This is a genomic window from Salinimicrobium sp. TH3, from assembly GCF_026676115.1.
In the GTDB taxonomy this organism is placed as follows: Bacteria; Bacteroidota; Bacteroidia; order Flavobacteriales; family Flavobacteriaceae; genus Salinimicrobium.
Window position 1 is genome coordinate 34,919 of sequence record NZ_JAPONB010000011.1, and the last position, 14,910, is coordinate 49,828.

Here is a 14,910-nt window from a genome sequence, read left to right on the forward strand (position 1 = left end):
TGTTTCTTATTAACAATAGCGAATAGCCGGCATTATTTGTACATTAATAAAAGATTCAATTTAAATCTTCAAAAATGAGACAAATCAACCTCTTTTTTCTTATCGGCACCCTCGGCATGCTTTTCACATCTATGTTACACGTTCTAATGGCAGCCATTACTTCTGAAGAAGCTGCTGCCGCAAATCTGGAGATATTGTATCCGGTTTTCGCCATATTTCTAATAGTGGGGACATGGATAATGATGAAAAGAAAACAGCCTCAAGAGGAATAATATTCCGTAATTAGGACCATAAAACCTGGTTCATGAAAATCCAAAATCTTGCTGCTACACCTTTCGAAGAGGTGATGTCCTGCTTCCTTTCTGCCTTTGAAGGTTACTTCGTGACCCTTCCGCAGAAGACCGAATACTGGAAAGAACGTTTTTTAAAAGCCCGGGTGGATTGGGAACTTTCTTTCGGGATGTTTGATGATGATCAACTTGTTGGATTTATTATTCATGGGGTGGATCTTCACAATGGAGTATTAACAGCATATAATACCGGGACCGGGACTATTCCTGAATATCGCGGAAAAAGAATCATCGAAAAACTTTATGTTCATGCAATTCCTGCTTTTAAAAATAAGGGGGTTGTAAAATGCCTGCTGGAGGTGATCGTGGAAAACGAAAGGGCTCGTAAAGTTTATGAAAGGATTGGCTTTAGAGTGACGCGTACTTTAAGATCGTTTAAAGGAGTTCTGGATGCAGATGGGGGAGATGAGTATGAGATTGAGAATGTTTCATATCAAAGGGTTATCGACCTGGAACTTTATGATCATAAGTTCTATAGCTGGGATAATTTGGCAGAAGCAGTAAAAATAGCCGAAGAGAAAACCGAAACCCACTTATTAATAGACGGTGAAAATGAGCCTTCAGGTTATTTTACCATTGATAATGATCAAAATATTCTTCAGCTCGATAGTGCAGACAGGCATTTTTCGGGGCTGCTTGACGCTATTTCCAAGGTGTACTTATCAATCCAGATAAAAAATGTTCCTGAAGAACGTACCGAGCTTGTCGAAGAAATACTCTCCAGGAAGTTTGAAAATACAATTAATCAATACGAGATGGAAATGTTCCTCTAAACTGTAACATTTGAATAATTGTTTTGTTATTCTGGTATGAAAGCAACAGAGAACATTCGCAAATTTTTATTATTCACCTTTTTATTTTCATGGTTGGTGTGGGGTGCAATGATAATTTTCCCTCTATCCCAAAACTGGTTTATTCCTCTGCTTTTTCTGGGGGCATTCGGTCCTACATTAACAGCTGTATTAATGGTTCAGACCTCGTGGAGTATTAGGGAAAAACAAAAATTCTGGAAGCGTGTATTTGACATTCGCCTTATAGGGAGGAAATGGCTTCTCCTTATTTCTCTTATTTTTCCCGTAATTCTTTCTTTCGGATATTTTATTCTGTTTTTGATAGGAAAGGAAATTCCAGATTTCTCCTTGTACTTTAGTGGTTTGGACAATTTTGAGGCTGTAGTTCTATTTCTGGTGTTTATGCTTTTGGGTGGCCCACTGGCTGAGGAATTGGGCTGGCGTGGATTTTTATTGGATCCACTTCAGGAAAAATGGGGAAGTTTAAAAGCAAGTTTGATTGTCGGATTTTTCTGGCTGATATGGCATCTGCCGCTATTTTTCATAGCAGGTACCTCTCAATCCCAGAAAGGCTTCGGCTTTTCCTTTTGGAGCTGGTCCCTGCAAATTATAGTACTGTCTGTGATCTTCACCTGGATACATAACCACACCAAAAAAAGCATATTGGCAGCTGTTTTGCTGCACTTCATGGCAAACTTTTTCTATCCCCTGAATTTGGATGCACAGGGAGAGATTATTTTTTCAATAGTAAGAATATTGATCATCCTGCCAATTCTTATTTCCTGGACCAGGCAGTCTCGTTTTATTTCAAAGGTAATTACACCTAAGGTAGATCTTTCATAAAGTTCAAATCCCTCACAAGCTCTACATTTTTGTTCATTAAAGAATCAACAAGGCGGTTGCGATGATTGGCGCCAACGAGGATCAATACTTTCTTCTTAGGGTTATCTTCAATAAGTCTCAGGGCATTTTTGGTGATCTGCAGGTCACGACGGTTGTTGAAAACCGGATATGCAGCGTAAATACTATTTTTAAAGAGGCTATCCTCGATATGGTACTGTAAACCGGTAATGCTGTCGTATTCTCCTTTCAGGAAATCTTCAGCCGAATAATTCATTGCCATTCTTCGCTGCTCCTCCTGGATCATGGGAATTCGGGTTTGTTGATATTGGGCAACAAAAGAAGAATCAAGCTTCATGGTTTGGGACAAACGTGTCATCCTGTAAATTTCAGAAACAGTGTCTAAAAACATTTCCCGACTCACCCTTATGTTCCGGGTATCTTCACTGTAGTAATCAATCCCGTGCACCTTATCCGGAAAAGAGTCCCGAATCATGATCATCTCCAGCGGATAAAATAGATCCAGAGAATCTGATTGTATTTGGAAATCTTCTGGCCTAATTTCCACCCCAATTATTTCGGGACCATAGGCATTGACGATTCGCAGGAGGTCGTCGTAAGTATAATTTGGGTTCATTTCATGTGCTCCGTGTATTACCGGAAGCACAAGGACTTCCTGCTTCTGCTCTTTGGTACATGCTGAAGCCAAAAGGACCAGCATGAAAATCCATATTAAAATTCTCACTGTTTCAGAATGTTTAATGCAGTCTCCAGGGTTTCATCTATTCCTGCAATAAAGGCAGACAGGGTGGGTTGTACTTCAACATCTGGATGTATACCTACACCTACAAACTCTGTCCAGTCGGGCTGTACATCCCGCTTGGCGCACACCACTCCCAAACCACCAAAGGGAAGGGGAAAAGTTAAAGGCTGCCCTGTGCTGCCGCCGGTAGTTTGGCCAATGATCGTTCCTCTTTTTATATGTTTGAAAGAGGAGAGAAAATCTTCGGCAGCCGAGTAGGTGTCGGGGCCGGCAAGTACGATGACTCTTCCCGTAAAAATATTTTTTTGATAAGGCATCCAGTCATATTCGCCAATTTCAAGAACGTCAGGTTCTCCACCCCAGGCCCGTTGCACCGGCTTGTACCTCCGCATTATTTGTTTGCTCATTGGGAAAGGTTCCGAGGTAAGATATCCAATAAGTTCAAATCCATTGTTGCCGTTTCCACCTCCGTTTTCTCTTAGATCAATTATTAAATTTTTGGGATGTGGGGCCTTAAAAATGCTGTCGTACAATTTGATTACATCCGGCTGCATAAAGGTGTTTATCGTTAGGAGAGAAGTGCTCTCATCCAGTTTCTTGTAGCTATAATCATTAGTAGCAGGAAGTAATTGATCCATTTTCTTCCGTGGGAAACTATGTGTGAAAAGCTTGCCTTCGGGAGTTTCCAATTCCAGGATGACCGGTTCAGAAAGTTTTCCGCGAGTGAAAAAGAAAGAGTAGAGCCGGGCGTTGAGATCATGAGGAGTGCTTGAATTGATCGATGGGGCAATATGTCTCTCGGTATATTGTTTTACCGGTTGGCCATTGATCTTATGGATAACTGTTCGAGGTTGTAAAAGTTTATATACCTCCTCTGTGCTTTTAAGGCGGGTAATCACCACCTTACCATCAAGAAGTTTTGTCTTTATAGGAAGCGTGGCATACATCTCGTCCCAAAGCTCCCTTGGAGCAACAATAAGTGTGTGGCCGTCATTAAGAGGTTTGTAGAACTCCACCAGGACCTTGTAATATTCCTCTTTATTTTTAGTAGCCAAAACTCTGGGAATATAAGCATGATAAATACTGTCCCAATTGACTTGTGGGACAAGATCAAAATTCGCAAAATTATATTTTGCTTCGGCCCAGGCCCTGCTAAGGCCGGCAATCTTGTTTTCGGTGGTCAGGCTGTCTCCAAAAGCCGTTTTTTCGAAGAGATTTTTATAAGTTGATTTATAGGCGACAGTATCAAACTGCTGCTGGGCATTCCCAAAGCCGAAAAACATAAAGCTCAACAGGATAAGAATAACTTTTTTCATATATTTCAATAAAAGTGAATTAAAAATAAGCAAAAGAATCACTCGTTGATGTGTCTATTCATCTTCCTGAAAAAAATAAATTAGAACTGCTCATGAAATCCATTAATTATCCTGCTAATTTGTTGCCTGCAGACGGGGAGAGTTATTACTTCGGAAGAATTCTTAGTGAGCAGGAAGAGAAAAAATTTTTTGAGATTTTGCTGAAAGAGGTAGATTGGAAGCAGGATGAGGTGATCATTTTCGGAAAAAGGATCGTGACCAAAAGAATGACAGGCTGGTATGGCGAAAAGGAATTTGAATACACCTACTCGAAAATCACCCGAAAAGCTAAAATCTGGACGCCAGAATTGATTGAACTAAAGAACCTGGTGGAGGAGAAAACGGGCCTCAAATTTAATTCCTGCCTGCTCAATCATTATCATACCGGCGAGGAGGGAATGTCCTGGCACAGTGATGCAGAAGCAGAATTGGGCAAACAGCCGGCAATTGCTTCAGTAAGTCTCGGGGCACAAAGAAGATTTGTTCTAAAGCATAAATCTTCCGGAGAAAAAATAGAGCTTCAGCTGGAACCGGGAAGCTTGCTGCTCATGGCAGGAGAAACTCAGAAATACTGGTTGCACAGCCTTCCGAAGTCAAAGAAAATAAAGGAGCCAAGGATCAACCTTACTTTCAGAAACATTAAAAAATAGAAAAACCTGTTAGGGTGGTAAGTCGCTCGAGAGATGCCATGCCTAAAGCCGAATTTCCTTTAGGGTTAAGCGGCGGACTCCATACAGCTACTGCAAACCTGTCGGGATGAACAGCAACAATACCACCACCTACACCACTTTTCCCCGGAAGGCCTACTTCAAAACTAAATTCCCCTGCCTCGTCGTAAAATCCGCAGGTTTGCATAAGTGCATTCACCCTTTTCACCTGTCTGCCGGTGAGAAATTCCCTTTCCGACCCTATAGTTGTTCCGTTATTGGCAAAAATAATGAACGCATTAGCCAGCTCTTTACAGGACATGGCGATGGAGCACTGGTGAAAATAAAAATCCAGGACTTCCTCCACATCATTCTCAATATTGCCAAAAGATTTGAGATAATTGACAATGGCGTAATTGCGATAACCTTCAGATTGCTCGGAAGCTGCCACTACGGGATCAAAATCAATTTCCTGATTTCCTGTGATTTCGCGTAAGAACGTAAGTAAGGCAGCTTTGGCATTGCTAAATGAAGACACCAAAACATCGGCTACTACAAGGGCACCAGCATTGATAAAAGGATTTCTGGGAATCCCCGAATCATTTTCCAGTTGCGAAAGCGAATTAAAAGGGTCGCCCGAGGGTTCTACGCCTACCCGGTTCCACAATTTGTCACCCATTGCTTTCATAGCAAGTGAAAGCGTAAAAACCTTTGAGATGGACTGTATTGAAAATCGCTCTTTGCTGTCCCCAAAACTGTAATTATTTCCCTCCAGATCATAAAGGTGCATCCCGTATTTTGTTGACGGCACCTTAGCAAGTTCGGGGATGTAGGATGCCACCTTGCCCGATCTTGGCTGGTCTATATATTCCTGATTGATCTGGTTAAGGATCTTTTGGTAATCTACATTATGTGATGTCATTTAACAGGGTTTCCGGTTCTACTTCAAATGGTTCTTGATTTGCTTCAAAAATACGGGCTGTGAGGCTTCCTTTTAATCTTATATTCTTTCCCTTGACTTCCAGCCAGCTCCCCTCGCGGAGACCTACAACCGGCGGAGTGTTATGATGATGGAATTCTTTTATACGAGTCTCCCTTGTCTCTCCCTTATGGGTGGAATTAGGATCTGGATCCAGGTAATGGGGATTGATGTTGAATGGCACCAGTCCCAGTGCATTAAAAGAGGGAGGATATACAATAGGCATATCATTTGTTGTTTTTATGGTAAGACCGGCAATGTTAGTGCCTGCACTTGTTCCCAGGTAAGGAGTTCCATTGTTCAGGGTTTCTTTTAGAACAGGGAGCAGGTCATATCTGTAAAGTTGTTGGACCAGGAGGAAGGTATTTCCTCCACCGGTAAATATTCCTTCAGCATTTTTCACAGCCTCATGAGGGGAATCATATTCATGTATGCCTTTAATCTCCAGGCCTGCTTTTTTAAAGGCTTTTTGTGCAGTGGCAGTGTAATCGTCATGCGAGACTCCACCGGGACGGGCATAGGGGATGAAAAGGATTTTATTACAGTTTAAAAAATGCCTTTTTAAAATGGGGATCAAATATTCAAGATATTCCTGACTGTGCAAGGTGGAAGTACTGGCAAGAATTAAGTTTTTCATGCGGTTTTATTAGCAGTTTGTGTAAAATTAAGAAATATGCCAGAGGCAGATTCTAAAATTTGGCTAATTCTCTCGCTGCGTGTTTAAAGTTTAATTTTCGGTAAACAAATTTCATTAAAGCTGAACCCCGGGATTTCAAATTTGAGCATTGAAACTTCTTTTCCTGTAGCTGTTTCCACAACCTTTAACTAAAGTTTAGTCGGAAATTAGATTTTTATAAAGATTAGATTTTGTTCCTTTAAGAAAAGCATAATTATGAAACCCATTTTATCCTATTTTATATTCTTCATTTCCCTCACCGTTATTGCCCAGGACCGGGTACAAATAGATGGAAAAGTCACTCCGCCAATGGGAGAGAGTCCCGAAGGAATTACTGTGTTTAACCGCACAGGAAAAAGTCTGACCGTAGTTAATGAAGAAGGAGAATTTTCAATGAGAGTAACTGCCGGCGATACCTTGCAGTTTTCTGCGATTCAATTTCAGGATTTTTCGGTTGTTGTGGATGACGGTGTAATTAACAACAGGCAGCTTAATGTTTTTGTTTCTGAAGCGGTGAACACCCTGCCAGAAGTAGTGGTCTCACCTTACGACCTTTCCGGAAATGTACAGGTAGATGTAAAGATCATTCCAGTAGTGGAGGCAGAACTTCCCACAAAATCTGCAGCCGAAATTAATCCTTACGAAAATACTTTTCGTCCCGATTCCCTGGTTTCTCCCCCAAATGCTGCTATGCGCAGCGGAATGATCTACAGCGGTATGAACTTCGCCAATATCTTCAGGAATATTTTTACCACGCGTGATGTAATGACGACAGTGGGAGGTGAGGAAGATATTGATGACGAGATCCTGCAGTTACGCGAAGATGAATTCTTCAAAGAACAGCTAAACATTCCGCAGGAAAATATTCGTGAGTTTATATATTTCGCTGAAGACAACGGCTTGACCCGCCAAATGCTGAAGCCGGAAAATGAAATGGAACTAATCGAATTTCTGGTGGCTCAAAGCCAAAAATATAAGCAGCGTAAAGCTGAAAGTGAACGAGAATAGTTTTTTTGATAAACCTTAAAACTTTATTCGCATTTTGCCATTTTTCATGGTTTATTTCAATGTTACCTATAAAAATTTCACTAATCGCTATAATTATTTTTAATTTTTGGCGTTCTTTGAGATATGAAGCGCCTGCTACTCCTCTGCTTTTTGTTCTTTTCAATGACCACCATAGCCCAAACTCTTGGAGAGGTTGAGATCAAAGGAAAAATCACAGTTCCTGCTGAAGCTGATGCTGAGGGAATAACCATTTATAATAAAAATTCCGGTAAAGGAAGTATCTCCAGCAAAAATGGAGAATTTGCTATTTCCGTAAGTTTGAAAGATTCCCTTTATTTTTCAGCTTTACAGTACAGCGACCTTCTGGTGGTGGTAGACGAGAACATCATTAAGACGGGTAGCCTTCACGTAGAAATCACCGAAAATATCAATGAACTGGCCGAGGTGGTGATAAGGCCGCATAACCTCACGGGAAATCTCACTGCCGATCTTAAAAATATTCCTGTTCAACAACTTGATCTGCCCACATGGTCGGCTGCCGAAATTAATAATATGGATTTTTCTTTTGCTCCCGATGTGCAATCTGGGGTTTCTAATGCCGCCATGGGTGGAGGCGGTGGTAAATATGGTTTTCAGCCCAAAAAGATCATTGGAGGACTGGTAGATATTTTAGCGCCTACTTCAAGTGCCAAGGCTGTAGATCCTTTTAGAAAAAAAGCCTCTTTCACCATGCTGGAAAGGGAGTTAACGAGCCGCTATGATCCCGAATTCTTTTTGGAAGTGTTACAAATTGAAAGGGAAAAGATCTCAGAGTATATTGCCTTTTTAAGTGAGCAGGGAGTGGCGCAGGTTCTTTTGGAAAAGGAAAACGAATTGCAGCTGCTCGACCTTATGGTGCTTCAAAGTTTTGACTACCGGCAAAGATAGGCGGCATCACCTGTTTCAGAATTTTTCTGTAGAACAGGGGGGCTGTGAATATCTTTCAGCAGCGCTTATACCAGGAAAACCAAATGTTTGCCATTGAGATGAAAGATTATTTTTATCACTCTGGCAGCCAGGATTCTTCAGAAAATAGACTGTATTTTTACTGTAAATTTTTTAGAGGGAAAAATGAAGCTTCCGGAGTTTTAATTCCCGGAAGCTGTAAGAGATTAGAAATTTCTTCCGCAGTAGAGGGCGAATTCATCTGCAGAGTGACTTACAGAATGCTCATAGATTTTTCCTTCCCGCCATTTATCACCATCGAGTTGGCGATTCTTCAGTTTTTTTGCAATTAGAAGAGCAATGTTTTTATCTTCTGAAGCTACCTTGACATGTTGTATCTTTTTGTCTTTAGAAATAGAAAAGAAAACGGTAAGGTCATCTCCTTCATCAATTCTGAAATTGGCACTTTTTAGCAGAAATTCGATTTCCGGAGAAAAGGAGTCCAGATCAAAAAGTTTCGAGTTGGAAGTGGCATAAAAAGGTGCCCTTAATGCTTCATTTAATTGCTTTGTATCTGCATATTGTTGGAAGGCACTAATTTTGCCATTCTTTAATGTCCAAAGGTGAGCTGCCTGAGCATTGTATGCCTCACCATTTTGCTTCACTTTGGCATCATAACGCAGGGTAGCAAGAATTTGGTTGTTATTCATTTCGTGGAGTTTAATGTCCTGCAGATTGAAATATTCATGGTCTGCCCCTATGCGTGCAAAGACGCCATTCAGGATAGCCTCTGGTCCAATATAAGGATTACCCTTTGCATAAATATTGCCTTCGGCTTCATTCCATATAATTTCGGGGTCCATATTCTCCAGAATCGAGGGAATATCACCTTTAGCAAAAGCTTTGTACAGGTTATCGATCACCTTAATGTTATTAGGATCTGATATTAGACCTATTTGTTTCAAAAAGGTCATATTGTCAACGAAATCCTGCTCCCGGGCTATTTTCCCATTCTTCATTTCCACAAGAGTGACGCCATTTATATCTACCTGTTTTCCTGTGGCAGGTATTCCGAAGAAGTTCCCTGTATGTATCCCTTTAAAATTCCAGTGTTTTACGATGTTATTCCCGTGTCCAAAAGCCTGGGTGATGGTAAAGGAAATATTCGAAAAACCGTTAAGATAATTTTGATAATATTCTTTAAAGGCATCGATGCCTACAATAGCTTCGGGTTCAAGCGGAATAGTGATTTCTGCATCGAAATATTCTTCATTTATAAGGTCTATTTGACCTTTGTTGGTAATGTTATCCCATAACTGGATATACATTTGAAGATCTTTATCAATGTTGCTTTGTTGAGCAAACGTGCCTGAGGTACTTGTCAAGGCCAAGACGAATATTAAGATTAAATTTTTCATGATCCATAATTTTAGTCAACGAATTATTTCAGTTTCATTTCGGCTCTTTTGAGACGAATAAGGTTCTACTCATAAGCATATTAGAAGAATGCGATGCCTGTTGAGTATTGAAGATGGCTTGGGAAAAGTGAAAAGTACCAGGTTCCAACCGCCTTAAAAAGGACAATCTTCATATTCCTGAAGTTAAGATTTAGGGAATATGTAGTGCATTACGACCAGGGGTGATAGAGAGGCTCAGGTTTACCGGGAGAAAGACTCAGGACCGGCACTTTCACCTGTTCAACTTCACCATTCAAATGTATAATCTTCGGTGTGGTTACAGCTTATGGTTCAGCTATTTGATCGTATATTTTTTATGCCAAAATTTCGGTGGTAGTCCTTAAGCTGTACATTTTCTTCAAGCCGTAAGTTTTCCAATTAAAATTAAAATTGCTTTCATGTATTACGAATTTTTTAAGTTGAATAATTATTCAAAGTTTCTTTGACAGGTCTAAAGTGGATTCCTAAATCCAGCTTCGCGAGCTCGTTTTTGTATGCCAGTTGTGCTTTTTCCCGTGGTTTCCGGTGATTCAGTATCTCATGCATATCCCATATTTTGTAGGCTTCACTTGTTAATTAGGTAATCTTTACCATGAAGATGGTAATATAGCTTCGAATAAAACCTGAACCACCTGTAATTCCTACGGTTTTCATAATTTTAATTTTGTGATCCTTCAGTAAAGCCTGCAATTTCCCCGGCGTTTAATGACCAGTGATGTATAAATCTTGTGGTGATAAATTCACAATCCAGGGGGCGACGTCCTTTAACTACCCCCGTAACAAATACCTCATTCTCTACAGTTTTGAAATTGAGATCATCAAATTGAAGGCTTCCCCATTCATTTTGCATAATTGAGCTAAGGGAGATGTTGTATCGGCTATTTATTCCAGGCTGGTTTTCAAATAAGTTCCAGTTTATTCGTGGTGAAATAGCTGCAACATCTTGCGAAGTAGTATTTCTGTCCTGTAACATTTCATAAACCTGTTTTACCACAGTATGGTTTTCTATCACCTGCCCCCGTAAATTGAGGGAAGCGGAAATTCCAATTATTAAAATGAGGCAATAACTATATGGGTTTTTCATGATCATAATTTTTAATTGGTTCTTTCAATAAATTCCCCGAGATCCAATATTGCAGCGATCTTGAGTTATTTCCGGGCCTGTTTTAATTAATCATTTCTTAGATAAATACGCCAGGTCGGGACGCATGCGGCCTGTTTTTGATTCATATCTATAGACGTATTTCAACATTTCATCAAATAATTTTTCACCTTCCTCACCTAATAGAATATCTGTTTCTTGAGATGTTTTTGCATAAGATTGGGCATCCTTTGCTGATATTACCACGAGATAATAATCTCCCGAGTTTCCGAAGCCATTGCGGTAAACCCTAAAATGTTGTTTGGCATCTTTTTTCTCATAAAGGGATTTGATATCTTTCATCTTGGTTCTAAGATTCGCAACATTTTCTGGAGTGACATGGAAAAAATGCCATTTTCGATAGTCTTCGCCAAGTGTGTTTGTGGTGAGGCCTCCCGGCATATAAGACATGTCATTTATTAAATGGACAACATAATCCCGGTGCGTATCATAACATTTATTGAAGCGGCTGAAAATCTTTGTAAACTCTTCTTCTCCCATTTTTTCAGCTAAGGGCGCCATGGTGTTTTTGTCAAAATCGGCCATGCTTTTAATAGGGGAAATACTTAAATAGGTTCCATCGTCAATACTTGCAGTAGACCAATCTGAATCTTTAAGATCGTGTTTCTTACATTGATCAATAAAATCTTTTGTTACTGCTTCATATTCTTTAATCATTGAAGGTTTTACCTGGTCTTCGTGTACCCAAAAAGCTTGATTTACATTAGAATTTTGCGCGAAGAGTTCACTAGTTTGAAATACTACTATTGCCAAAAACAAAGTGATAAGGTTTACATTTTTCATAATTTCCTGATTTATAATTTAATTTCAGGGGTAAATTACTTCTGTAAAAATCTGTAAACAAGAGGTTTAGGATGAATGGGGGTAAATACTGTCCTAAGTGACAATAAATTTACCGGGTATTAAATGGTCTGTAATCTTTTAAGGAGCTCCTGTCGCATTCCCCTGGCCATGGGGATGGCCTTACGAGAAATAACTACATGAGTATTGGCAATCTCATCAATACGGGAAAGATTGATTATGTAAGATCTATGGATCCTTAAAAAATGCTTCTGAGGCAGTTTTTTTTCCATTTCCTTTAGTGTAGACACCAATAGATAATCCTTTTCGGTTGAAAAGATCCTGCAGTAATTACGTTCTGCTTCAATGTAGCGAATAGCTTTGATATCTACCTTTACCATATTTTCCTGGTGTCTTACAAAAAGGCAATCCTTTAAAACTGAAGTAGCATTCTCGTTTGGTGGCTCACTGGACGAAGTGATGATATTACATTTTAGTTGATTAACTGTAAGTTCAATACTGCGTTGCAGGTCCAGCTTTTTAAAAGGTTTTGGAATAAAAGCATAAGGATGTGTCACTTTTGCCCGGTTAAAATTGGCTTCATCGGCATTTGCCGTGAGATAAATGACGGCCAGGTTGCTTTGGAATTCCTGCATCTTTAAAGCGGTATCGATCCCGTCCCATTCGCCTTTTAGCTGGATATCGATCAACACTATATCGGGAAGATTTTGTTTTATGTAGGTCAATGCGTCTTCCCCCCTGGAAACAATACCCGAAACCTCATAACCCATTTCTGAAAGTTGCAGAGAAATATTGGCTGCAATGATCATTTCATCTTCAACTATCAATATTTTAATGGGTTGAATCATTGGCCATTCAAATTAAAACTTATGAGGTTATGGAATTATTACAGTATGGTCTTTTTCTAATGAAAACTCTCCAAATTTGATGGAAAATTCAGCTGGTAAATGTTGACAAATTAACTCCTGCCTCAAAATTGGGGAAGAAATAAGTGGGGGAGTGGGATCATATCGTTTTCAATCATCGAAAGAAAACGGTAGATGCTAATTTAAAGAATAATTATCTCAAATCCGATTTTTATGCGGTAGATGGTATTTTGGAATTTGAAAAAATGATTACCCTTTTTAGGGAAGACAAATAAAGGTAATGAATTCAACTCCTAACCCCGGTCATAAATATTCGTCACAATTCCCCTCAATTTTGCATTTTGAGAATAATTAAGGTTACCTGTTCAAAATGAAAAAGATGAGCAGAACCTAATCCTGAATTTTAGAAATCAATTATGGAGAAACAGAAGATAGTTATAGTTGGGGGAGTCGCGGGTGGCGCAACAGCTGCCGCGAGATTAAGACGGCTAAGCGAAAATAGTCATATAGTCCTGCTTGAAAGGGGAGAACATATCTCTTTTGCTAATTGTGGACTGCCATATTACATAGGAGGTTCTATAGAAAAGCGGGAGAAGCTACTGGTGCAAACGGTAGAAGGAATGTCCAGAAGGTTCAGGCTCGATATTCGTAATTTGAACGAAGTGCTCTCGATAGATCGATTGGCCAAAACGGTTAGAATAATGGATTTAAGAACGGGAAAGGAGTACGAGGAATCCTATGACGTGCTGCTACTTTCCCCCGGTGCCAAACCTTTTCTTCCACCTATAAAAGGAATTGCTGAAGCTAAGAACCTTTTTAGCCTCAGGAATATCCCCGATACCGATAAACTCAAAACCTATGTGGATGATTTTGAGCCAAAAAGTGCAGTGATCGTTGGTGGTGGGTTTATTGGTCTGGAAATGGCAGAAAACCTGCATGATCTAGGAATAAGTGTGCGCCTGGTTGAAGTTTCGGAACAGGTTATGGAGGCCCTGGATTTTGAAATGGCTTCAATTCTTCAGGATCATCTTCGCAAGAAAAATATGGTGCCTGTGGTTTATTAAAACCGGGAAAGAAGGAGAGAGTCTGAAAAAGCACCAACACATAAGTCGGTACAAATAAAAAAATCCGCAACCACTTTTTATAAGTGTGTTGCGGATTAATTTTAGGACGCAGTCCAATTAAAGAAAAGATTTTTACTTCTTCGATTCTGCGATAGAGACTTTTCTAAATTCTTTTAATAGCTTTTCCAATTCCAAAGAAGATTTTCTTGCTCTGGTTCCGGCACTTTTATTTCCATTTTCTAATTGTGTATTGGCATCAGCTTGAAAGGATTCAAAAGTGCTTTGGATGTTTTCAATAAGATCTTTCATGATATTTTTTTTAATGAAGTGCTAAAATAACAGAATATTCTTGGGCTGCCATAATTTTTATTTATTTAAAGGCTTCAAAAAAGAGTAGGAGAATATTGTCGCTTGTAACCCTGTCCCTTGCATAAAAGACGAATTAAACATTTTTCATAACTAATTATAAAAATATCTACTCGTTTATAAAAAAGAATATTCAAAAGGGATCGATATTTAATTTACTGCCTTTTACCCTAATAAGGACACAAAACATGCCTAATAATTGTACAAAAAATCCACAACTACTTTATTTTAAGGGTGTTGAAAATTGATTCTGTGACCCCGACATGATGTTTTTCCTTGAGTCCCCGCCTGAAAATACAAATTCCGCCCCGCCTGTCGGTGTTACATTTTTTATATTCCTACGAAGCTTCAGGCAGGCCTTGGCTCTCCGTAAAACGAAAAAAGTCCGCAGCTTTCGCTGCGGACTTTCTGGAAATCTATATTGACAAACTTTTTTATGTTGCTGTTTAATTCTAGTACTTGTAAATTTGGACTGACTTTTTTTATCATAAATGGAATCAAATAAAGATATAGTTACAGCTGCTGAAGTAGTTTTGTTAATTATAAAAAACGAAGGAGATCTGGAGGATGATTTTGAATACCCTGTGGAGTTTTCTGAAGCTTACAGGCTTCTTCTGGCTTTAGATGTAATTCAGTTATTGGAGGAAAAGTTTCTTCCCTCAAAAAATTTCGACGCTGCACATCGAGTTGGTGTGCAAAAGTTTTTAGAGGGTGAAAATTATAAAAAGGAGGCATTAGAGAGGCGACGCAGTCAAAATAAAAAAGTCCGTGTTGCTGTTTTTTCAAGTGCAGCAATTGCTATAGCGGGATATTTAATTAGGAGAGCAAAAGCAAATACCCGAATATAGTTATTTACAGTTT

18 protein-coding genes are annotated in these 14,910 nt (G+C 39.4%); 8 read left to right on the top strand and 10 right to left on the bottom strand.

The genetic code is table 11. The features are described 5' to 3' along the window. Positions 1-74 precede the first annotated feature (74 nt). From OU683_RS14790 to OU683_RS14800, 3 genes are all read left to right on the top strand, one after another. The gene (locus OU683_RS14790; protein WP_268139657.1) at positions 75-272 is read left to right on the top strand and encodes a hypothetical protein; all 198 of its coding nucleotides are present in this window, start codon (positions 75-77) and stop codon (positions 270-272) included. A 32-nt stretch (positions 273-304) separates the two neighbouring features. Next, positions 305-1,123, top strand: coding sequence for a GNAT family N-acetyltransferase (locus tag OU683_RS14795; RefSeq protein ID WP_268139659.1), 819 nt, complete (start codon positions 305-307; stop codon positions 1,121-1,123). A 192-nt stretch (positions 1,124-1,315) separates the two neighbouring features. Further along, complete coding sequence (locus tag OU683_RS14800; RefSeq protein ID WP_268139661.1) at positions 1,316-1,984, top strand: CPBP family intramembrane glutamic endopeptidase; 669 nt, start codon at positions 1,316-1,318, stop codon at positions 1,982-1,984. Here OU683_RS14800 and OU683_RS14805 read toward each other — a convergent pair. After that, positions 1,965-2,726 carry a hypothetical protein gene (locus OU683_RS14805; RefSeq protein WP_268139663.1) on the bottom strand — a complete coding sequence of 254 codons (762 nt, stop codon included), beginning with the start codon at positions 2,724-2,726 and terminating at the stop codon, positions 1,965-1,967. The genes OU683_RS14800 and OU683_RS14805 overlap by 20 nt on opposite strands. Further along, entirely contained in the window at positions 2,723-4,060 is a 1,338-nt protein-coding gene (locus OU683_RS14810) for a S41 family peptidase (RefSeq protein ID WP_268139665.1), read from the bottom strand. Before OU683_RS14810 ends, OU683_RS14805 begins: the two co-directional genes overlap by 4 nt. A 92-nt stretch (positions 4,061-4,152) precedes the next feature. Here OU683_RS14810 and OU683_RS14815 point away from each other — a divergent pair, with 92 nt between their 5' ends. After that, entirely contained in the window at positions 4,153-4,749 is a 597-nt protein-coding gene (locus OU683_RS14815) for an alpha-ketoglutarate-dependent dioxygenase AlkB family protein (RefSeq protein ID WP_268139667.1), read from the top strand. On the opposite strand, the gene OU683_RS14820 is transcribed toward OU683_RS14815, so the two are convergent. Together OU683_RS14820 and pepE are read right to left on the bottom strand one after the other, a co-directional pair. After that, a complete protein-coding gene (locus OU683_RS14820) occupies positions 4,739-5,668 on the bottom strand; it encodes a glutaminase (RefSeq protein ID WP_268139669.1) in 930 nt (309 codons plus the stop codon). The two genes, OU683_RS14815 and OU683_RS14820, sit on opposite strands and share 11 nt — an antisense overlap. After that, positions 5,655-6,362, bottom strand: a complete 708-nt coding sequence (gene pepE, locus OU683_RS14825) for a dipeptidase PepE (RefSeq protein ID WP_268139671.1) — start codon at positions 6,360-6,362, stop codon at positions 5,655-5,657. The genes OU683_RS14820 and pepE overlap by 14 nt, the downstream gene beginning before the upstream one ends. A 255-nt stretch (positions 6,363-6,617) precedes the next feature. Here pepE and OU683_RS14830 point away from each other — a divergent pair, with 255 nt between their 5' ends. After that, the gene (locus OU683_RS14830) at positions 6,618-7,409 is read left to right on the top strand and encodes a BamP family beta-assembly machinery protein (protein WP_268139673.1); all 792 of its coding nucleotides are present in this window, start codon (positions 6,618-6,620) and stop codon (positions 7,407-7,409) included. A gap of 162 nt (positions 7,410-7,571) precedes the next feature. Continuing rightward, positions 7,572-8,336 carry a BamP family beta-assembly machinery protein gene (locus OU683_RS14835; protein WP_268139675.1) on the top strand — a complete coding sequence of 255 codons (765 nt, stop codon included), beginning with the start codon at positions 7,572-7,574 and terminating at the stop codon, positions 8,334-8,336. Positions 8,337-8,560: 224 nt separating this feature from the next. On the opposite strand, the gene OU683_RS14840 is transcribed toward OU683_RS14835, so the two are convergent. The 5 genes from OU683_RS14840 to OU683_RS14860 form a co-directional block, all read right to left on the bottom strand. Continuing rightward, on the bottom strand, positions 8,561-9,751 hold the full coding sequence (locus OU683_RS14840) for an ester cyclase (RefSeq protein ID WP_268139677.1): 1,191 nt from the start codon (positions 9,749-9,751) through the stop codon (positions 8,561-8,563). Between the two features lie 453 nt (positions 9,752-10,204). Then, the gene (locus tag OU683_RS14845) at positions 10,205-10,336 is read right to left on the bottom strand and encodes a hypothetical protein (protein WP_268139679.1); all 132 of its coding nucleotides are present in this window, start codon (positions 10,334-10,336) and stop codon (positions 10,205-10,207) included. Positions 10,337-10,448: 112 nt separating this feature from the next. Further along, positions 10,449-10,874, bottom strand: coding sequence for a hypothetical protein (locus tag OU683_RS14850; RefSeq protein WP_268139681.1), 426 nt, complete (start codon positions 10,872-10,874; stop codon positions 10,449-10,451). 90 nt (positions 10,875-10,964) lie between these two features. Then, positions 10,965-11,735 carry a hypothetical protein gene (locus OU683_RS14855; RefSeq protein WP_268139683.1) on the bottom strand — a complete coding sequence of 257 codons (771 nt, stop codon included), beginning with the start codon at positions 11,733-11,735 and terminating at the stop codon, positions 10,965-10,967. A 119-nt stretch (positions 11,736-11,854) separates the two neighbouring features. Beyond that, the gene (locus OU683_RS14860; protein ID WP_268139685.1) at positions 11,855-12,601 is read right to left on the bottom strand and encodes a LytR/AlgR family response regulator transcription factor; all 747 of its coding nucleotides are present in this window, start codon (positions 12,599-12,601) and stop codon (positions 11,855-11,857) included. 434 nt (positions 12,602-13,035) lie between these two features. Between OU683_RS14860 and OU683_RS14865 the strand changes: the two genes are divergently transcribed. Further along, positions 13,036-13,683, top strand: coding sequence for an NAD(P)/FAD-dependent oxidoreductase (locus OU683_RS14865; protein ID WP_268139687.1), 648 nt, complete (start codon positions 13,036-13,038; stop codon positions 13,681-13,683). A gap of 132 nt (positions 13,684-13,815) precedes the next feature. Here OU683_RS14865 and OU683_RS14870 read toward each other — a convergent pair whose 3' ends face one another. Continuing rightward, positions 13,816-13,992, bottom strand: a complete 177-nt coding sequence (locus OU683_RS14870) for an Hc1-related histone H1-like protein (RefSeq protein WP_268139689.1) — start codon at positions 13,990-13,992, stop codon at positions 13,816-13,818. 548 nt (positions 13,993-14,540) lie between these two features. On the opposite strand from OU683_RS14870, the gene OU683_RS14875 reads away from it, so the two are divergent. Continuing rightward, positions 14,541-14,897, top strand: a complete 357-nt coding sequence (locus OU683_RS14875; RefSeq protein WP_268139690.1) for a hypothetical protein — start codon at positions 14,541-14,543, stop codon at positions 14,895-14,897. Positions 14,898-14,910: the final 13 nt, after the last annotated feature.